Source organism: Aurantibacter aestuarii (assembly GCF_003008425.1).
GTDB classification, from domain to species: Bacteria; Bacteroidota; Bacteroidia; order Flavobacteriales; family Flavobacteriaceae; genus Aurantibacter; species Aurantibacter aestuarii.
This window is the reverse complement of sequence record NZ_PXOQ01000007.1, coordinates 728146-747725: the sequence shown is the minus strand read 5'-3', so window position 1 is coordinate 747725 and position 19580 is coordinate 728146. Positions and strand designations below refer to the sequence as shown.

General features: G+C 34.4%; 12 protein-coding genes. 4 read left to right on the top strand and 8 right to left on the bottom strand.

What is annotated here, in order from left to right; all coding sequences use genetic code 11:
- Window positions 1–8: 8 nt before the first annotated feature.
- The 8 genes from C7H52_RS04580 to C7H52_RS04550 form a co-directional block, all read right to left on the bottom strand.
- Window positions 9–1988, bottom strand: a complete 1980-nt coding sequence (locus C7H52_RS04580) for a urocanate hydratase (RefSeq protein WP_106462704.1) — start codon at window positions 1986–1988, stop codon at window positions 9–11.
- A gap of 127 nt (window positions 1989–2115) precedes the next feature.
- Window positions 2116–2277, bottom strand: coding sequence for a DUF5522 domain-containing protein (locus C7H52_RS13410; protein WP_181256203.1), 162 nt, complete (start codon window positions 2275–2277; stop codon window positions 2116–2118).
- A gap of 94 nt (window positions 2278–2371) precedes the next feature.
- Window positions 2372–3250: a tail fiber domain-containing protein gene (locus C7H52_RS04575; RefSeq protein WP_106462703.1), complete on the bottom strand. Its 879-nt coding sequence runs from the start codon at window positions 3248–3250 to the stop codon at window positions 2372–2374.
- A 314-nt stretch (window positions 3251–3564) separates the two neighbouring features.
- Entirely contained in the window at window positions 3565–5448 is a 1884-nt protein-coding gene (locus C7H52_RS04570) for an OmpA family protein (protein ID WP_106462702.1), read from the bottom strand.
- A gap of 41 nt (window positions 5449–5489) precedes the next feature.
- Window positions 5490–6398, bottom strand: coding sequence for a PorP/SprF family type IX secretion system membrane protein (locus C7H52_RS04565; RefSeq protein ID WP_106462701.1), 909 nt, complete (start codon window positions 6396–6398; stop codon window positions 5490–5492).
- A 30-nt stretch (window positions 6399–6428) separates the two neighbouring features.
- Entirely contained in the window at window positions 6429–11486 is a 5058-nt protein-coding gene (locus tag C7H52_RS04560) for a fibronectin type III domain-containing protein (RefSeq protein WP_106462700.1), read from the bottom strand.
- Between the two features lie 193 nt (window positions 11487–11679).
- Window positions 11680–13092 carry a DUF5689 domain-containing protein gene (locus tag C7H52_RS04555; protein WP_146130005.1) on the bottom strand — a complete coding sequence of 471 codons (1413 nt, stop codon included), beginning with the start codon at window positions 13090–13092 and terminating at the stop codon, window positions 11680–11682.
- 41 nt (window positions 13093–13133) lie between these two features.
- Complete coding sequence (locus C7H52_RS04550; RefSeq protein WP_106462698.1) at window positions 13134–16001, bottom strand: TonB-dependent receptor; 2868 nt, start codon at window positions 15999–16001, stop codon at window positions 13134–13136.
- Window positions 16002–16169: 168 nt separating this feature from the next.
- Between C7H52_RS04550 and C7H52_RS04545 the strand changes: the two genes are divergently transcribed.
- From C7H52_RS04545 to bioD, 4 genes are all read left to right on the top strand, one after another.
- Window positions 16170–17225 (top strand): endonuclease/exonuclease/phosphatase family protein, encoded by a 1056-nt coding sequence (locus tag C7H52_RS04545; protein WP_106462697.1) that lies wholly within the window; start codon window positions 16170–16172, stop codon window positions 17223–17225.
- Between the two features lie 105 nt (window positions 17226–17330).
- Window positions 17331–18473, top strand: a complete 1143-nt coding sequence (locus tag C7H52_RS04540) for an aminotransferase class I/II-fold pyridoxal phosphate-dependent enzyme (RefSeq protein ID WP_106462696.1) — start codon at window positions 17331–17333, stop codon at window positions 18471–18473.
- Window positions 18466–18879, top strand: a complete 414-nt coding sequence (locus C7H52_RS04535) for a putative signal transducing protein (RefSeq protein WP_106462695.1) — start codon at window positions 18466–18468, stop codon at window positions 18877–18879. Before C7H52_RS04540 ends, C7H52_RS04535 begins: the two co-directional genes overlap by 8 nt.
- Window positions 18876–19484, top strand: a complete 609-nt coding sequence (bioD, locus tag C7H52_RS04530) for a dethiobiotin synthase (RefSeq protein WP_106462694.1) — start codon at window positions 18876–18878, stop codon at window positions 19482–19484. Before C7H52_RS04535 ends, bioD begins: the two co-directional genes overlap by 4 nt.
- Window positions 19485–19580 lie beyond the last annotated feature (96 nt).

The following is a 19580-nucleotide window of genomic DNA, read 5'->3' as shown; positions in this document are numbered from 1 at the left end:
ATTTAATGTTAGTCTAACAACGCATCATCTACAATATTAGGTAATGTTACTTTTAAATTTGGTTCGGCCTCCATAGCTCGTTTTATTGCGAAAACAGCTTCGTTATTTCTTGCCCAACTTCTTCTAGCAATACCATTATTTACATCCCAGAAAAGCATTGATTTTAAGCGTCTTGACGCTTCACTACTACCATCAAGAACCATACCAAATCCACCATTAATAACTTCACCCCAGCCAACGCCACCACCATTATGAATGCTTACCCAAGTTGCACCTCTAAAACTATCGCCAATAACATTATGGATGGCCATATCTGCTGTAAAGCGTGACCCATCATAAATATTACTAGTTTCACGATAAGGAGAGTCGGTTCCAGAAACATCATGATGATCTCTTCCTAAAATAACGGTTTCAATTTCTCCTTTTTTTATAGCATTATTAAAGGCTTCAGCAATTTTCATACGTCCTTCAGCATCTGCATATAATATTCTAGCTTGAGAACCTACCACTAATTTATTTTCTTGTGCGCCTTTTATCCATTGAATGTTATCGGCCATTTGTTGCTGTATTTCTTTGGGAGAATTTTTCTTAATTTCTTCAAGTACCTCACAAGCTATAGCATCTGTTTTTTCTAAATCTTCTGGTTTTCCTGAAGCACAAACCCAACGAAATGGTCCAAAACCATAATCGAAACACATAGGTCCCATAATGTCTTGTACGTAACTTGGATATTTAAAATCTATATTATTTTCAGCCATAATATCTGCTCCCGCACGAGATGCTTCTAGTAAAAAGGCATTTCCATAATCAAAAAAATAAGTGCCTTTTGCTGTATGTTTATTTATTGCTTCAGCATGTCTTCTAAGACTCTTTTGAACATGCGTTTTAAACTCTTCAGGATTATTCGCCATCATTTCATTAGCTGCTTCAAAAGACAAATCGGCCGGATAATAACCTCCAGCCCATGGATTGTGAAGCGACGTTTGGTCACTTCCCAGATCTATATGAATGTGCTCTGCATCAAATTTTTCCCAGACTTCTACAACATTACCAAGGTAAGCTATGGATACGGTTTCTTTATGTTCTTTTGCTTTTCGAACTCTTGCTACTAAAACCTCTAAATCTGTAATTTTTTCGTCAATCCATCCCTGATCTAAACGCACTTGTGTTATTTTGGGATTCACTTCTGCACAAACTGTTATACATCCAGCTATGTTTCCTGCTTTTGGTTGAGCGCCAGACATACCACCTAATCCTGATGTCACAAATAAATTACCTTTAGGTTGTTTTCCTATTTTTCTAAAGCCGTTTAAAACTGTTATTGTGGTTCCATGAACAATCCCTTGCGGACCAATATACATATAACTACCAGCAGTCATTTGACCATATTGTGTAACACCTAATGCATTAAATTTTTCCCAATCGTCGGGTTTAGAATAGTTTGGAATCATCATACCATTAGTTACAACTACTCTAGGAGCATCTTTATGACTAGGAAATAATCCCATGGGATGACCGGAATACATCACTAAGGTTTGCTCATCATTCATCTCAGCGAGATACTTCATGGTTAATAAATACTGCGCCCAATTAGAGAACACACCACCATTACCACCATAAGTTATTAATTCTTGTGGATGTTGTGCAACCGCATGATCTAAATTATTCTGTATCATGAGCATTATCGCTGCAGCTTGTTTTGATTGCGCAGGATATTCTTTTATAGGTCGTGCATACATTTTATAGTCCGGTAAGAATCTATACATATAAATTCTTCCATATAACTCCAGCTCTTCTTTAAATTCTGGAAGTAATGCAGCATGATGCTTCTTATCAAAATATCGTAAGGCATTTTTTAAAGCTAATTTTGTTTCTTCGGCTGAAAGAATAGCTTTACGTTTTGGCGCGTGATTTATTGAGGTGTCGTAGTGTTTTTTTTGAGGTAATTCTGAAGGAATTCCTTGTAATATTTGTTCTTTAAAGTTCATTTTATATTCGTTTAAGGTGAGTAAATTCATTTAAAAATAAAATGAAAGTCTATGGATAACGAATATCTACACGATGATGTGTGTGAGCAATTAAAATTTTATATGTTTTAAATATAAGATCCAAACTTTAGTTTGTTTTTTGTTTTGATTTATCAAATCCATAAGGACAATGCCTGCAACCACTTTCACAACAATAACCTCTTTTTAAATGGTATTGCTCTGTAAAACACCTATAGCCCTCTGGAGTTAGGTAATAATCGCCTTCTTCTGGTTTTATTATCTTTTTCATCTCCTACAAATATAAAGTTTTTGTAGCTGAGTACATAACATAAAAAAAGTCTTCAAAATGAATTGAAGACTTTTCTTAATGTTAATAGTTGGTATTAAATTCCTAACTTCTCTTTAATTAATTTTATTTCGTCTTCTAAAGCCAAAATTTTAGTTGCCTGACTTTCTATAATTTCATTTTGCTCTTGAACTGCTTTAACTAATACAGGTATTACTTCTATATAGTTTACAGCAAGCATGCCTGTTTCCTTATTTGTATTATCGACTAATGCAGGTAATAAATCTTGGAAGTCTTGAGCCATAAATCCATAATGCATTCTATCTGAAGTATCATCAATATAATTGTAAGTAAATGTTTTCATGGCCTTTACAGTACTTAATCCTTTATTGTTCTCCAAAATATTCTTTTTCATTCTTCTGTCGGACGTTTGAGAAGCATTTTGATAATACAAAGTACGCCAAGCATTACCATTTCTTCCAAGATCTCTATTATTATTTAAAACGGGATAAAGTGCAAAATCACTAAACACATAATCTGCAGAAGTACCTCCGCCGGCTCCAATATTAATTCTTAGTCCTCCTGCTGCATTATCGTCGTTGGTGTGAATACCTTGGGTATAAACTCTTCTAAAATGAAAATCAAAACGCCCAATATCTAATCCGCCAAGAGTTAAATTATCGTTAGAGTTAATTGCTGGTCTAAGTGAAACATTATCCATTATAAATCTAGTGGTTCCAGCAAACCTATAATTATACAGACCCGTGGTTAAAGAATTATTAAAAACCAGAGTTCTTGTTGAGTTTTCAGCCATAAACTGACTGTTAAAACTGGTATGCTCAAGATTGATTCCATTTAAATTTAGAGTACGGCTATTGATATCTAAGATAAAAGTAGGGTTTGTTTTTCCAATACCAACCTGACAAAAAGCAGTAGTGGTTACAAATAAAACTAAAAGTGTAATTATGATTTTCATAAGTAGCTGATTTTAATATAAATATATAAAAAATAAGACTCACAATTAGCTGATTTATAGTTTGTTATAATCGAAAAGCAATATTTAACACACCGAAAAAAATTCATCCGATTTATTAACTATTTATCTATAAAATAGACTGTTTTTAAAAATTTTAGATTAAGATTTTAATAGTTAAAACGTCCAAATTTTGGATTTTTATAGCTTTTTGAATTCTTCTACTTAGCAAAAACTTTAGCTTGTAGAAATAAAAACAAAAAAAAGACTCCAAATTTTTAATTTTTGGAGTCCTTTCAAAAGTTAATTATTTAAACCTATTGTGGTCTGCCGCTCACAATTTTAAATTCAGATCTTCTGTTTATTTGTCTCTCTTCATCTGTACATTTCTTAGCACAATCTATCTTAGGATCTGACTCTCCAAATCCTTTACCTGTAATTCTGCTTGCATCTATACCTTTAGATACAACATATTGCACTGTGCTTTGAGCTCTGCGCTCTGATAATTGCATATTATACTTGTCTGAACCTAAATAATCTGTATGTGATCTTACGAAGATGACCATTTCAGGATATTTATTCATCACAGCTACTAATTTATCTAGCTCAAATGCGCCTTGCTGTGTAATGTTAGACTTATCAAAGTCAAATAAAATTGGATTTAACACCACTTCATCCTTAACAATAATTTTATCTATTGGCTTAAGAGGAATTTCCAAATTGTCCATTTCTGCTTTTGGAGCTATATAACTTATTAATGAGCTCTCAAAATCTGGCTTTTTGGTTGTAAAACTTAAAGCTGTTTCACATAATGTCTTATAAGACACTTGTCCATTAGCATCAGTTTTCTCTAATAGAACGACTTTACCATCTACATCTTTAATCTCTACCATAGCGTCTACTAAAACTTCATTTGTCTCTGCATTAACAACAGTAGCAACAACATCTGTATAGCAAGGCTTGATACGCATGATTTTGTAAATATCATCGCCACCTTTTCCTCCTTCTCGGTTTGAAGACACATAACCTTCTCCTGTATCTTCATTAATCGTAAAAGCTAAATCATCTGCACTAGAGTTTACCGGTGCTGCTAAGTTTTTAATAACTCCGTTTCTGTATTCAAAAACATCTAATCCTCCCATACCTAATTGTCCTGTAGACGAAAAGTATAAGGTATTATCGTCACTTATAAAAGGAAACATTTCCTGTCCTTCTGTATTAATTTTATCTCCTAAGTTTTCTGGTTCTCCAAAGGTACCATCTGCATTAACCATAACTTTATAAAGGTCAAACTTACCATAACCGTTTGGCATATCTGAGGCAAAGTATAAGGTACTGCCGTCTTTACTTAAACTTGGGTTTTTTACAGAGTATGTATCTGCGTTAAAAGGTAGTGGCTTTTCTTTTTTCCAATCATCTCCATCCTTAGTTGCCATATATAAGTGTATTACACTTACTTTAGTTTTGTTGTCTTCCAGTTTTTCGTAAACTCCATCATAAAAGCTTTCTCTAGAAAAATACATCGTGTTTCCATCTGGACTAAAGGTTACTAAACCTTCATGATACTTTGTATTAATACTTTTTACTTTCTCTGCTTCTGCTCCTTGGTTATCTGCCCCTAAAGCTACTCGATAAACATCTAAAAAAGGCTCTTCTTTCCACCCGTATGTTTTTCTTGAGGTGTTTCTTGCTGTAGAAAAATATAACATATTGTTTTCTACTGTTCCTCCAAACTCTGAATACTCTGAATTAAACCCTAAAGATTCTAATTCGTAACCTGGTTTTGCAGCTAATAACTTTGGTAAATAATCCGAATCTGCCTTAAAAGCTTTAGCTCTATCGTCTCTTGGTTTTAGACTGGCAAATTTTTGCATTTGTGCATTAGACTCCTCATACTTTCCATTGGCTTTTAGCATTTGAGCATAGTTGTAAATCATTTCTGGTTCTTCATTATTTACAAGTGCTTTTGCATACCAACGTTCTGCTTCAGCCGTATTATAGATATTGAAATTGGCTTCGGCTAATTGACCATAAACGTATGTGTCGCCTTCTCCTTTTTCAACTAATTTATTATACGCCTCTATAGCATCTACAAACTGTAGTTTTTTAAATAATTTATCTGCCTTTTCTGTAGATTTATTCTGAGAGAATCCTGCTACAGCTATAAAAAGCGTTAAGATGGTTATTTGTATATTTTTCATTTTTATGTCTGCTTTATATGGTTATGATAAATAGTTCTTGATTAAAAGTAACGTGGTGAACGTGATACTTTTGATGGAACGAAAATATCGAAATTAATAAAGATTTCATGCGATGAACTGGTCACGACATTTAAATCTGATTGAATAGAATCATAAGCATATCCGATTCTTAAATTTGGTGAAATCATAAAATTAACCATGCCACTAAACGAATCATCTAATCGGTAACCAGCACCAATCTCTACTAAGTCATACATAAACAAGTTAAGATTGGCATCAAAACTTACTGGAGCATTAACCGCATACTTTACAAAAGTGTGAGGTTTTAACTTGAAGTTTTCAGATAAATCGAATACATAACCTGCTGCTCCAAAAAAGTGCTTAGTTTCAGATCCGAATTTATTTCCGTTAACATCAATATGAACTGAATTTAACATATTTGGTAAAGATGCTGAGATATAGTATTTATTAGGTTTATAAAAATAAACTCCAGCTCCGATGTTAGGCGTTACCTCATCTACATTTTGAGCAAAAAAACCATCTCCCGGGTCTGTAACTACAAGTTCGCCAGTTCCTATTTTATGGAATGTTGCTCCTGCTTTTAAACCAAAAGCCAATTTAGTGGTTTCTCCTGTTGGAATAGTATAAGAAAAATCTGCATATGCATTAGTCTCTTCTACCGGTCCTATTTCATCACTAATTAATGATAATCCTAAACCTACACGATTCCCCACTGGCGAATGAATGGTTAATGTTCCTGTACTCGGGGAACCTTCTAAACCAACCCACTGACTTCTGTATAACGCCCCAATTGAGGTGGTACCAGATGAGCCTGCATACGCGGGATTGATAATGTTCATGTTATACATATACTGCGTATACTGCGGATCTTGCTGTGCGGTAGCTGCGAAACCAACTAGCAATAAAATGATTAAATGTACTTTTCTCATTGTTGTTTTTTAAAATTGTTGATTTAAAGATTATCTGTTAATATAAACCCAAGAGGCTTTTTGTTTTCCATTTTGGTAACGTATAATATAATAGTAAGTACCTGTTGGAAGTTCATCTCCGCTATTGCTTTGACCTCTCCATTCATTAGAATAACCATCATTTTTCACATATACTTTTGTACCGTTACGATTAAATATTTCAATAGACTGAACGTTAAAGCTACTTAAGTCAAAACTATCATTTAATCCATCATTATTTGGCGAAATACCTTGAGGTATCACACAATTAGCTGACTCTTCAACTGTAACAGTTTCTGATTCTGAACAACCTGTTAAAATATTCGTAGCTGTAATAGTGTAATCTCCACTTAAAAGAACAGTGTTTAAATCTAAATTACTCTCACCGTTAATTATGGCTCCATTATATTCCCATGTAATATTTACATCACTTTCATTAAAGTTATCTAATGACGCTACAATAGTTATTGGCGTTGTCGTATTAGGACAAACCTCATATCCAGTTGTATCATAAAACTCTAATTCAGGTAACTCATTTACTACAATCTGGAAAGAAGTAGTTGAATAACAATTAGTAGAATTATCTTCAACCCTTACATATATAGTTTGATTCGTTGCAGTAGTGTTATTATAAGCCGTTTCATTTACAATAAGTGGTGTTCCATTATCTGCACCAACTTGAGTTTCGTGATACGTTAAAGTAACTCCTGTAAGACCTCCAATAATTTCAGCACCTGCTGGGGTTAGGTCAAAAGTTGAAAACCCATCATTATTATCATCACATACTTCAATATTAGCAGCTGTTTGAATTACAACTGGAGGCAATACTGTGAAAGTCTCACTCGTAGTTGACCCACAAATGTTTGTAGGGTCAATACTATATTCTATCGTATATGTTGCATTTGGTGTCCCATTAGTTACCGTACCTGTAGATGCATCAATAACAGCACCATCAGTAGGTAAAGGGTTAAATGCAAATGTTCCGCCTGGATCCCCATCTATAGTTACTGTCGCACCGTCACATGTTGGTGTTACAGAGAAACTTGTGTCTGCAGGAGTACCATTGAATTCTACAGTAACAGAATCTGTTAAAGTCACTGGAGGACCAACACATTGTGTATAAGTTATAGTAGCCTCATAAGTAGTTGTTTGAGTTGGAAAAACGGTTATCGTTTCTGTATTACCAATAAAGATACCATCTTCATACCACTCAAATATATAATCTGGCGTAGAACTTTGACCTGGAGAGAATCTATAAGACTCAGGAGCAGAAGGATCTACAACCCAATTCCCTGTGTTTCTTCCCGCTGGAGCAAAACCAACATCTCCTGCCATATTTTGAACACCAATTACAGAGCTTCCGCTATTCCATGCACAGCCTGGTTTTTCAAAAACATTAATGTCTATATTGTTTGATCCTTCATATAAAATTGCCTGCATAGATGCCTGCTGTGTAGTACAGCTAAATTGACATACTGCATTGTAATTTAATACAAATTGTCTATTTGGAGCTGACCCTAAAATGGTATAATTGATATCCCCACAAGTGTTTGGATTAATATCATGATAAGCCACAAAAATGTTTACATCTCTTAGTGTAGCTGAAGTATTATTAGGAATTGGCTGATTAAATGAATAACCTGAACCTGTTCCCGCTATGGTAGGATCAAAAGAAATCGCACCATTTGCACCTACAACTAACTGGTTATAAGTATCTCCAAAGAAACAAAAATCAAAGCCCATATCAACTACATCAGACCATCTGTCGTCTATTGTTAAACTTGTAGGTGTACCTCCTGATAAAATAGGTGTAGGACATCCTCCAAGAGCATTAATTTCATACACATTAAAGTCTTGTCCAGTCACTTGGAAATTCGCTGTTAAATCTATAGTGTTATCTGTACAATCAAATACTTGGTCTGGACCTGCATAGATAATACTACACTCATTTGGCGGTGCTGGGCACACTATAGTTAATGGGTCACTAAACTCAATACAATTAATGTCATCTGTACTTACTTCTATAATTACTTCAGTTCCTGCTGGATATGGCCCCATAGTAACAATACCTGGTCCTGCTGGTAATTGCCCAGCACTACCTTGGTCGTCTGCTACTTGTACTGAAGATACAGAACCAAAATCTATAATATTTACTTCAATTACAAATTCTGGATTGTCTGGATTTGCACTACAATCTCCAATAGGTGTGAAGGTCACATCCGGAGCAATACAAGTTTGACATATTACAGTTGCGTTTATTGGCGTTTGTGAGCCTGATCCACAACTAACACTCCCATCTGCATCAAACACAATTGAAAGCGTATCGCCTGTAGATGTATAAGTAAGTCCTGTTACATCTCCTGTTACATCGGCTTCTATAGGTGTTCCATCTGTATCTAATACATCAAAATCATCACAACATGCTTCCAAAGTACCTTGATTAAAAGTAATGGTTACAGGGAAACCAGTTGTTGTTGTAAATGTAAATACATTATCATCGTTATTAGTATAACAATAATTAAAATCTAATGCTGCCGCACTACAATCTACTGTGAAATTAGTTTGAACAGTAGTTGTAAAATTGACTGGCCCAGCCCATAAACTAGTCATACCATTAGTACAATTTGCTTGTACGTAAACTTCGTATGGTGTTGAGAAATTTAATCCAGTAACATTAGCATTTGGCACCATGACATTGGTACCTGCACCATTTGCTGGTACTCCTGTACCTGCCGGTTGAACGACATAATTCCAAGAGGTTTCTCCATTGACTCCAACCCAAGAAATATCTGCAGATTGTCCTCCAATGTTAGTAACTGTTAAATTGGTTGGAGCGATACAAAAATCTCCACAAGTTTCTACAGAAATTTGATCTAAAGCTAAATCTCCTTCAAAGCCTGTACCTGCACCACCATAACTAAACTGAATGTAAATGGTTTGAGTTAAATAAGCTGATAAGTCAATTCCTATTGGAACCCAAGGGTCTGTTGCTAAAGTTTGTAAAGCACCTATGTAACTATATACGTTTGTAAATGGTCCCGTTGGAGTATTACCTACACCAACATTAAGTGTCCCAATATCATCACCAAAAGCATGCATAAAAAAGGATAACTCTGCTCCGTCTACTGCAGTTGTTAAATCTATAGCTGGTGTAATGGCATTCGCTATCGCTGAAGCGTTACCTGACGCTTCATATTCTAAATGTACTCCAGGACTTCCATTGTAAGTAACATTTGGCCCTGTTCCTGTGGAGTTAGCATTTGGATTTGTTATTCTCCAGTTACCATTTGCTCCTCCAAAACCAGTTCCTGTCCAACCTGCAGGTGCTACACCAGATGCAGCTCCAAAAGTTTCGGTGAATATAGCTGTAGATGTACCTGTTGAACAAGTTACTCCTACTGGTGGTGGTGGTGGTGCATTTTCTGTTGTAAAGTTAACCGGTCCAGCCCAAACACTTTCGCCAGAAGGCGAACATATAGCTCTTACATAAACTTCATATGGCGTAGTTGGAGTTAATCCTGTTGCTGGGTAAACTGATGCACCTGGAACACCTGCTCCTGTTGGCACTCCTGTACCGGCAGGTTGAATTACAATTTCCCAAGCTGTTTCAGTTCCGTTTGAAACCCATGAAATATCAGCAGTCGTATCTGTAATGTTAGACACTAAAATATTTGATGGTGCAATACAAAACGTACCACAAGTTTCTACAGTAATTTGGTCGATAGACATATCGCCTTCAAAACCTGTTCCTGCACCTCCATAACTAAATTGTATATAAATGACTTGACCTAAATATGCTGATAAATCTACACCAATAGGCACCCAAGCTTCCGTTGCGGTTGCTTGAAAGTCACCAACCCAAGAATATTCAGTTGTAAATGGTCCTGTTGGAGAAGTACCAATACCCACATTTAAAGTTCCCATATCGTCACCAAATGCATGCATAAAAAAGGCTAATTCAGCACCGTCAACCGCCGTAGACAAATCTATAGCAGGAGATATTGCATTTGCAATTGCGCTTGAATTCCCTGAAGCTTCGTATTCTAAATGAACACCTGGATTTCCATCATAAGTAATATTTGGTCCCGTACCTCCAGAGTTTGCACTTGGATTCGTTATTCTCCAATTTCCATTAGCTCCTCCAAAACCGGTTCCTGTCCAGCCTGCTGGCGCAGCACCTGAAACTGTACCAAATGTCTCCGTAAAAACGGTTGAAGACGCTCCTGAAGCACATGTAACACCAACTGGTGGTGGTGGTGGTACATTTAATGTATTAAAATTGAATGGCCCAGCCCAAGTACTATTTCCGTCTGTTCCACCACAAGCCGACTGAATATAAACTTCGTATGGTGAACTTGGATTTAAACCTGTTACTATGTAAGGTGATGTTTGACTAGGTCCCATTGTTGGAACACCTGTACCTGCAGGTTGAACTACTACATTCCAAGCTGTTTCTGTTCCTCCTGGACTCCAATTGACCTGTACTCCATCACTTGTAATATTTGTTAATGTTACCGCTGTAGGTTCTGCGCACAATAAATTAGATACCACAACATTATCTATTAACCAGTACCATGCCCAAACGTTATTGTCATTATACACAAAACGAATTTGCATATTTGGATTGCTAAAAGCAGTTATATTTATAGCTTGTTCGTTTGGTGCATTAAATGCACCCGTAGTTGCCGACTGGTTTAATACCTCCACCCAATTGGTTCCGTCAAAAACTTCTACAATCGCTCTATCTCCTCCGCCATTTCTATAAAACTGATCGAATTCTAAAAATAGGTTTGTTGCACCAGTTGTATCAAACACAGGAGATGTCAACGTTTCTAACAGAAGTGTACCATTTCCGTCCGCATCACTATCAACAACAGCCACATTAGATCCGTTCAAGGAATTTGCACCTCCTTGTAGACCAGAAACCCAGGAGTCCCCTGTAGCACCACCTGCGTCTGTAATAGTCCAGGTTGCTGGAATTGAAGCATCAAAATTTTCAGTAAGGTAAACTTGTGCATTTATGGAATATATTCCAAAAACGAGCAAGATTAGTAAAGTAATTTTTCTCATTTGATGTATAGAATTAAAGAATTTTAACCCTAAAGTAACAATTAAATAACACTGTGAAATAATTTTGTGAAGTTAATAGATAAACAGTAATATTTTACCTATAAACGGTAAAGCTCAAAAAAATATTCAAATAAATATATAAAAAAGCCCACTATACATAGCGGGCTTTTAAAAACAAATTTGTTATTAAAATTTAGTTTCCGGTTACTACAACATTATCTACATGATATCTTGTTGTTGCACTAGGGTCTGAACCTGAATATTTGAATGCGAAATTAACCGTTCCATTTAAACAAGATACATTAATTGGTCCTTTACTTTCAAAACCTCCAAAACCACTTGATGGACCTTGTTGAATATCTGCATCTAATTCTGTCCAATCTGTAGTTGTTACGTCTCCTGTAAAGTTTTCAGTTACTAAAACAGACAATATAATACCATTTGAGAAGGCTGCTTCAACGTCAAAGCTAAATTCTTCACCCGTCGTAGAATCTAAATCTATACCTGGAGTTACTAACCAAACTTCTGCTTCTGATTCGTTAGAACTAAAAGCTGAAATTCTTGAATAGAAATTTCCACTAAATGAGCTAATAAACCAATCTACATTTCCACCATCTACATTAACCATTGTCCAGCCTTCTGCTGCATAACCACCAAATCCTGAGAAATTTTCAGAGAAAATAGCAGCTCCACCACCACTTGGGCCATCACAGTCTAAAACTACTGGATCACAACGGTTAGGGTCGGTAAAATTAATATCTTCCGTACCATTTAAAATTAACACACTAAAATCATCTCCAAAGTCTCTTGAATAAACGCCTTGAACTGACCCTTTACCTTGTGGCAACTGTGCACCTTTAAAATCTGCAAATGTACTTGTCTGTAAAGAAATAGTTGCATTTGTATCGCAACTTAAAATTGATCTAAAACCATCAAACTCATCGGTAGCCTCACCTGCATAGGTTAAATTTTTCTGAGCTTTGATAATTTGAGTGTTATCTAATTTAACGAAAGTATTTTCGTCTAAATCTCCTAAATCTGCAATTGTAGTTAATTTAGGTGTAATTGTTGCTGTTTCAGGATCTCTTACAATGAATTTTGTAAATTCAGCTTCCGAAATTTGCTCTAAACTATTACCATTAGATCTTCCTAAAGTATATACCCCATTTTCCTCGCCAATAGCTAATCCATTTAACTTGATATAAACTTTACGACCAAAGTTATAGATTCCACCTAAGTCTCTTGTATTAATTTCAACTTTTAAACCTCTTCTTACATCAGTAGCTGGATCATTTCCATCTACAGAATTTTGAATGATAATTTCTTCAAAGAAATTACCTGCTCCATCATCTGATACTACATAACCTATAGTATATAATGGTGCATCATTTTCAACAGAAAATACACCAATTTGTTCACCGTCTAATACTGCTGCATCATAACGAGCAACAATATTCGAAAATGATGTAAATTGACCCAAAGCAGCAACATCTACAGGTGCTACAGTTAAGTCTGGTGTTGTAAAATCATCATCTTCAACACAAGAATTTATAAATAGCAGGGCTACTAAACTGAAACCTAATGCTAAAATTTTATTTGTTTTCATACTAATCGTTTTTATTAAATATATATTTTTCTTTTTAATTTTTAAAATCTTACATAACAATTTAAGAAGTAGTTAGCTCCTCTACCAAAGAAATACTTTGGTGCAAACACTCTAGAGCTTCCTGAACTATCTTCTAATAAATCGGTGTAGTTAGCATTTCTTCCCTGCTCAAAACCACCAGTTCTGTATTCTTTATCTAACACGTTACCCACACTTGCAAAAAACCCGATGTATTTATCTCCAATTTTCCAAGATTTACCTCCTACTAAATTAACAACCATATAGTCTTCAATTTCTTCCTGACGTAATAATTCTCTAGCTACATTTGGATCATAATCGCTTAAGGTATTTCCATCTCTAATATCTTGTGTAAAATAAGCAGAACGTGCTAAAGGACTAATATCTACGTAAGTATTAGAGAAAAAGTTTGCTGTTGCTCCAAACCACCAATAGTCTGGATCTCTATATTCAAACCCTACAGAATAAGCACGTTGTGGCCCACCTGCAATTTTGTAATCTTTTATAGCTGTTTTGTAAATGTCATTTACAACACTTCCATCATTTTCTTCAGATCTTGTATTAAAGTCTTCAGATGTTGAAGTTAAATAAACAAACGGATTATTATCGTAAGTATATTGTCCTACAGAAGCAGCTCCTTTTAATTTAATGGTAGGTGTTACCTGAGCCTCTATACCCAACTCTGCACCAATATGTCTTTTATCTACCCCTGCTAGAGTTTCTTGAATAAACCCAGAAACTTCACCTTGAGTAAAGAAGAAAGACACCTCATTTGCATCCTCTATTTTTGTATAAAACCCCGTTAAACGAGCCTTAACGATAGGAGATCTAAAAATATAACTTGCGTCTACAGACTGAATTTTTTCTTCTGTTAATTTAACACCCGGGAAATTTTGACCTCTTGACACTCCTACATAATCCTGACTTTCTCTAGCATTGGTATAAGTGTTTCTTAAGTTTGGTGCTTGCTGTACGTAAGCGCCATTCACGTCTATTAAATGTTTACCAGTGATTTTATAAGTAAATCCTCCTTTAGCTCCAAAACCTGTAAAATCTAATTTATCGCCTTTCCCTGAAGAATTATCTAATACTTCAACTTCTCCAATTTTTTCACCGTCAGTATTAAAAACATCTTCATAAAATACTTGGTTTCCATTTTTATACAAACCTTCTCTTTGGTATTCTGTTTTTGTTATACTACCCGCTACAAAAAAGTCAATTTTATTATATTTAAACTGTGCTTGCGCAAATCCTCCTAATTCGTCTGCATACAAATTGTAGTTATATCTGTATTTCTCACCTTCATTAGCAACTTGACCTGGGTTAAGTAAGTTAAAATCTACTTGACTAAATGCATCTACGTTTGCAATCCCAACATTACTTCCTAATAAGTCAATAACTTCAGCAAAGTTTTGAGATTTTAATCGTCTATAGTTTACACCTCCGTTAACTAAAATATTATCTGAAATTTCTTTAGTAAAAACTGAATTTACAGATAAAGTTTTGTCGTCTGTTCTATCCTCATACAACACATAAGCTGCAGAATTAGTATTGTATGGTCCTGAATTATCATTAATATTTGCTTGAAATATAGCATTCCAATCTATTTGACCATCATTTAAAAATTCTTGCTGTGCCAAGTAAGCCGACGTAAAATCTGGTCCATCATCGTCAATTTGTGACAAATGATAACTCGGTAAGTTCTGATAATAGGCTGGACTTGGATTTTTTCCACCTGGAAAATCTAAACGACTACTTCCAGTTTTACCAAATTGGTAAGCTACTGTAGTATTTAAACTTGTTTTTTCGTTAAAATCCCAATAATGAGATAATTGTAAAATAGGCTCCTCAACCTCTCTTATTCTTGAATTTTTCTTTTCACCATTTAAGTAACCCCAATATTCATTATACTTAATACCTTTTAGGTCCACAACCTCTTGAGTGTTTGGAGAAGTTCTCCCTCGTCTGTTAGGTGCATAAATAGAGGTGAAGTTTAAACTATGTTTATCATTAATAACTTTTTCTACAGAAGCAAAAAACGAATTAGCATCATATAAAGTAGCGTCTTGAAAACCTTCGTCTCCCCAACGTCTTCCTGCCATAATAGTATAAGCCCAACCATCTTGCATTAAGCCTGACGAATATTTAGCCATTAATCTATTAGTGTAACTTCTGTTAGAAGATGAATAGGTAATTTGACCACCTTCTCTGTAGCTAGAAGCTCTAGTGTTAATATTAGTAGATCCTAATATACCTCCAAAAGTATGAGAAGCTGGATGTAATCCCATACTTAAATCTTGGTTTCTAACCACATCATTTAAGCCACCCCAGTTACCCCATTGTGGTCTTCCAGTATCAAATTTATTCATTTTGATACCGTTAATCATTACAGTCCCATTATCTGAATCTAAACCTCTCACTCTAAAAAATGAAGAACTAAATTCAAAAGCTGCAGTACGTTGAAAAACATCTAAAGAAGAAGATAATAAACCTGAAATATTATCAGAGCCACTATCGTCATCATTTAATTCATCATCTGTTAAAGTAATAGTAAACAAATCCTGTTGACCAGTAATATCAACATCCATTGAGATACCAGTTAAATCTACAGTTTCCCCTTCATTTATAACTATTGGGAATCTTTTTGTTGTGTAACCTTCTTTTGTAATTACCAGAACTTGCTCTCCTAACTCTGGAGTTGTACTAAATTTAAAAAATCCTAAACCATCGGTTTTAGTTTCTTGTTGAGTGGCCTCAATAGTTACTGTTACTTCCGGAAGAGGTTCGTTTGTTACGCCATCAACAACACTACCTTTTACAATAGTTTCCTGTGCTAAAGCACTGATTGTTGAAAAGACGCCTAACAAAACAATCAATAAAAGTTTTTTCATGTTTTCTCTTTAAAATTAATTTATAGTTTGTTAAAATTTCCCTAACAAAGAACCTAAATATTAAATTTACGTTACTAAAGGGCTGCAAATTTACATTATTTATAATAATTATCTACTTTTGGCAGAGATTTTGCAAATAACATAACATTAACATAACACTAAGTTTTAATGAACAGATTAATTAAGTTAACCTTAACCCTTACTATTGCTGCACTATTTACTATGCACGCACAGGAAAAGAAAAAATTTAAATTACACACGGTAGCGTTTTATAATTTAGAAAATTTATTCGATACCATAAATGATCCTGAGAAAAACGATGAAGCAAGTCCGATGATGGAGCTTAGAGCAAATCGTTCGGAAGTTTATCAAAAGAAAGTTCATAATATGGCACGAGTTTTATCTGAAATAGGTACAGACTTAAATCCAAACGGCGCTTCTATTATAGGAGTTTGTGAAATTGAAAACAGAGAAGTTCTTGAAGATGTTATAAATGACCCTCAATTAGTTGATAAAGGTTATAGCATTATACACTTTGATGGCCCAGACGCTAGAAGTATTGATGTTGCCTTATTATACAAAAAAACAGCATTTCAACCAACTTCAAAAAGTTCTCATGAACTAAAAATATTTGATTACGGCTCGAGAAAACGTATTTACACAAGAGACCAACTATTGGTTTCTGGTCTTTTAGATGGTGAAGAGATGCATTTTATCGTCAACCATTGGCCTTCAAGAAGTGGTGGAGAAGCAAAAAGTAGAGCAAAACGTGTTGCTGCTGCAAAACTTAATAAATCTATAATAGATTCTTTACAAACTTTAAATCCATACGCTAAAATTATTACAATGGGCGATTTGAATGATGACCCAACAAATGCTAGCGTTAAAGATGTTTTAGAGGCCGAAAGAAATAAAGATAAAGTTAAGTTTAAAGGTATTTACAATCCTTATATAGATATGTTTAAAAAAGAAGGTTTAGGTACCACTGCATATAGAGATGCTTGGAGTTTATTTGATCAAATTATGTTAACAAAACCTTTTGTTGAAGAAGACTACAAAACATTTCATTTATACAAAGCTGGTATTTTTAATAAACAATATTTAGTAAATCCTAAAGGACGCTGGAAAGGATATCCTTTTAGAAGTTTTGCAGATGGTGGCTTCAGTGGTGGTTTTAGTGATCACTTCCCTGTTTACGTTCATCTTATTAAAGAAATTGAATAATACAACTAACATACTTATATATAAAGACTGCTGTTTCCAGCAGTCTTTTTTATTTACCCTACTTTTTAAGTCCTTGTTTAATTATATTTGTAAGAGTAGAAAATTATGCAAGATTTAAATCCTAAATTAATACAAAAACTAGAGCAACGTTTAGCCAATCAAAGTTTAAGACAACTTGGATTGCCTTCTCATTTAGTAGATTTTTCTTCTAACGATTATTTAGGTTTTGCTAAAAATAAAAACATCTATAATTCTACTTTAGAGTTATTACATAATTCTAAAGTAGAGCTAAATGGCTCTGGCGGTTCTAGATTGCTTACAGGTAATCATTCGCTTTATGAATTAGCAGAACTTACCATTTCAAAATTCCATCAAACTACAAGTGCAACTATATATAATTCTGGTTATAATGCCAACATTGGTGTGTTATCTTGTGTACCGCAGCGTAATGATGTTATTTTATATGATGAATTTTGCCATGCATCCATACGTGAAGGTATAGACATGAGTCATGCTAAATCTTATAAATTTCAGCATAATAATTTAGAAGATTTAGAATTGAAATTGAAAAAATTTAGTTCTTATGACACGACTTATATTGTAACAGAGTCTGTATTTTCTATGGATGGCGATTCTCCAAATATAGATAAGCTTTTAAAATTATCTAAAACCTACAACGGTAAAATTATTTTAGATGAAGCGCACGCTTTAGGTGTTTTTGGTAAAAATGGTTGTGGATTAATAGATTCAAAAGAAAAAGCAGACGCCATTTTTGCAAGAATTATAACTTTTGGTAAAGCATTAGGTAGTCATGGTGCTGCAGTTTTAGGGTCAGACCAATTAAAAACTTACCTTATTAACTTTTCTAAACCACTAATATATACAACAGCTTTAGCGCCTCATGCAGTAGCTACAATTATTTCTGCTTATAAAACTTTAAAAAGTACCAAAGCTCTATCTACTTTACGCGCTAATATTTTGTTTTTTAATTCTGAAATAGAGCGTCTTGGTTTAACTAGTTATTTTATAATAAATAACTCTGCCATACAATCGGCTTTAATATCGGGTAATGAAAATGTAAAACAAGTGGCTTCAATTTTAAATAAACATGGCTTTGAAGTAAAACCTATTTTAAGTCCAACAGTACCAAAAAACGAAGAGCGACTTCGCTTTTGTTTGCACAGTTACAATACCATTGGGCAAATCACAGAAGTTTTAGAGCAACTTAAAACCTCAATACATGGCTAATCAATTTAAAACCATTGCGCGATTTAATTATTCTGCAGAAGCACAAATTATAAAAGGCCGACTTGAAGCAGAAGGCATTACTGTATACCTAGCAGACCAACACACCATAGATACCGACCCATTAATTAGTAATGCAATTGGTGGCGTGAAACTTCAAGTTGAAGCTTCTCAGGTTTTTGAAGCCAAACAAATCTTAGAAAGTATTTCAAAATATTCCTTAGATAATAATGGAGAGCCTATCGCTTGCCCTAATTGTAAAAGCGAAAAAGTAGAATTATTTTCAACCATAAATAGCATCAAATCTTTATTAGCCTTTATATTGGGATTTGTATTTGGAACATTACCTTTCCATGCGCGTTATCAATATCAATGTGAAACTTGTAAAACCGAATTTAACACCAAATGAAAACCTATTTTGTAACCGGAATTTCTACAGAAGTAGGAAAAACTATAGCATCTGCCATTTTAGTTGAAGCCTTGCAAGCCGACTATTGGAAACCTATTCAATCTGGAGAGTTAGACTATGGTGATGCTCAAAAAGTAGAGAAACTAATTTCCAACAGTACTTCTCAATTTCACAACAACAGTTACGCACTCAAAACACCTATGAGTCCTCATGCAGCTGCAGAAATTGATGGTATTATTATAGATTTAAAAAAAATTAAACCACCAAAAACTAAAAATCATTTAATTATTGAAGGCGCCGGAGGTTTATTAGTGCCTCTAAACAATAGCAATACCATTTTAGACATTATCCCAAAAAAGGCTGAAGTAATAGTTGTTTCACGTCATTATTTAGGTAGTATTAATCACACACTTTTAACCTTAAACCTATTAGAACAAAAAGGGTTTAAAACGAAAATTATTTTTAGCGGAGATAAACATCCAACCACAGAAGACATTATTTTAAAAATGAGCAACACGGAGTTTATTGGGCGAATAAACGAAGAGCCTTACTTTGATAAAAATGTCATAAAAGAATACGCACAATTATTTAAAGACAAACTCTAGTTGTAAGATGCTGAAATAAATTCAGCTTGACGTTAAAATATAATGCTAAATTAGCAATATTCGTCATTCTGAACTCGTTTCAGAATCATACCATAC

Bases quoted from the DNA above. Each gene is read 5' to 3' on its own strand.
- C7H52_RS04580 (WP_106462704.1), bottom strand. From the start codon at position 1,988: ATGAACTTTAAAGAACAAATATTACAAGGAATTCCTTCAGAATTACCT.
- C7H52_RS13410 (WP_181256203.1), bottom strand. From the start codon at position 2,277: ATGAAAAAGATAATAAAACCAGAAGAAGGCGATTATTACCTAACTCCA.
- C7H52_RS04575 (WP_106462703.1), bottom strand. From the start codon at position 3,250: ATGAAAATCATAATTACACTTTTAGTTTTATTTGTAACCACTACTGCT.
- C7H52_RS04570 (WP_106462702.1), bottom strand. From the start codon at position 5,448: ATGAAAAATATACAAATAACCATCTTAACGCTTTTTATAGCTGTAGCA.
- C7H52_RS04565 (WP_106462701.1), bottom strand. From the start codon at position 6,398: ATGAGAAAAGTACATTTAATCATTTTATTGCTAGTTGGTTTCGCAGCT.
- C7H52_RS04560 (WP_106462700.1), bottom strand. From the start codon at position 11,486: ATGAGAAAAATTACTTTACTAATCTTGCTCGTTTTTGGAATATATTCC.
- C7H52_RS04555 (WP_146130005.1), bottom strand. From the start codon at position 13,092: ATGAAAACAAATAAAATTTTAGCATTAGGTTTCAGTTTAGTAGCCCTG.
- C7H52_RS04550 (WP_106462698.1), bottom strand. From the start codon at position 16,001: ATGAAAAAACTTTTATTGATTGTTTTGTTAGGCGTCTTTTCAACAATC.
- C7H52_RS04545 (WP_106462697.1), top strand. From the start codon at position 16,170: ATGAACAGATTAATTAAGTTAACCTTAACCCTTACTATTGCTGCACTA.
- C7H52_RS04540 (WP_106462696.1), top strand. From the start codon at position 17,331: ATGCAAGATTTAAATCCTAAATTAATACAAAAACTAGAGCAACGTTTA.
- C7H52_RS04535 (WP_106462695.1), top strand. From the start codon at position 18,466: ATGGCTAATCAATTTAAAACCATTGCGCGATTTAATTATTCTGCAGAA.
- bioD (WP_106462694.1), top strand. From the start codon at position 18,876: ATGAAAACCTATTTTGTAACCGGAATTTCTACAGAAGTAGGAAAAACT.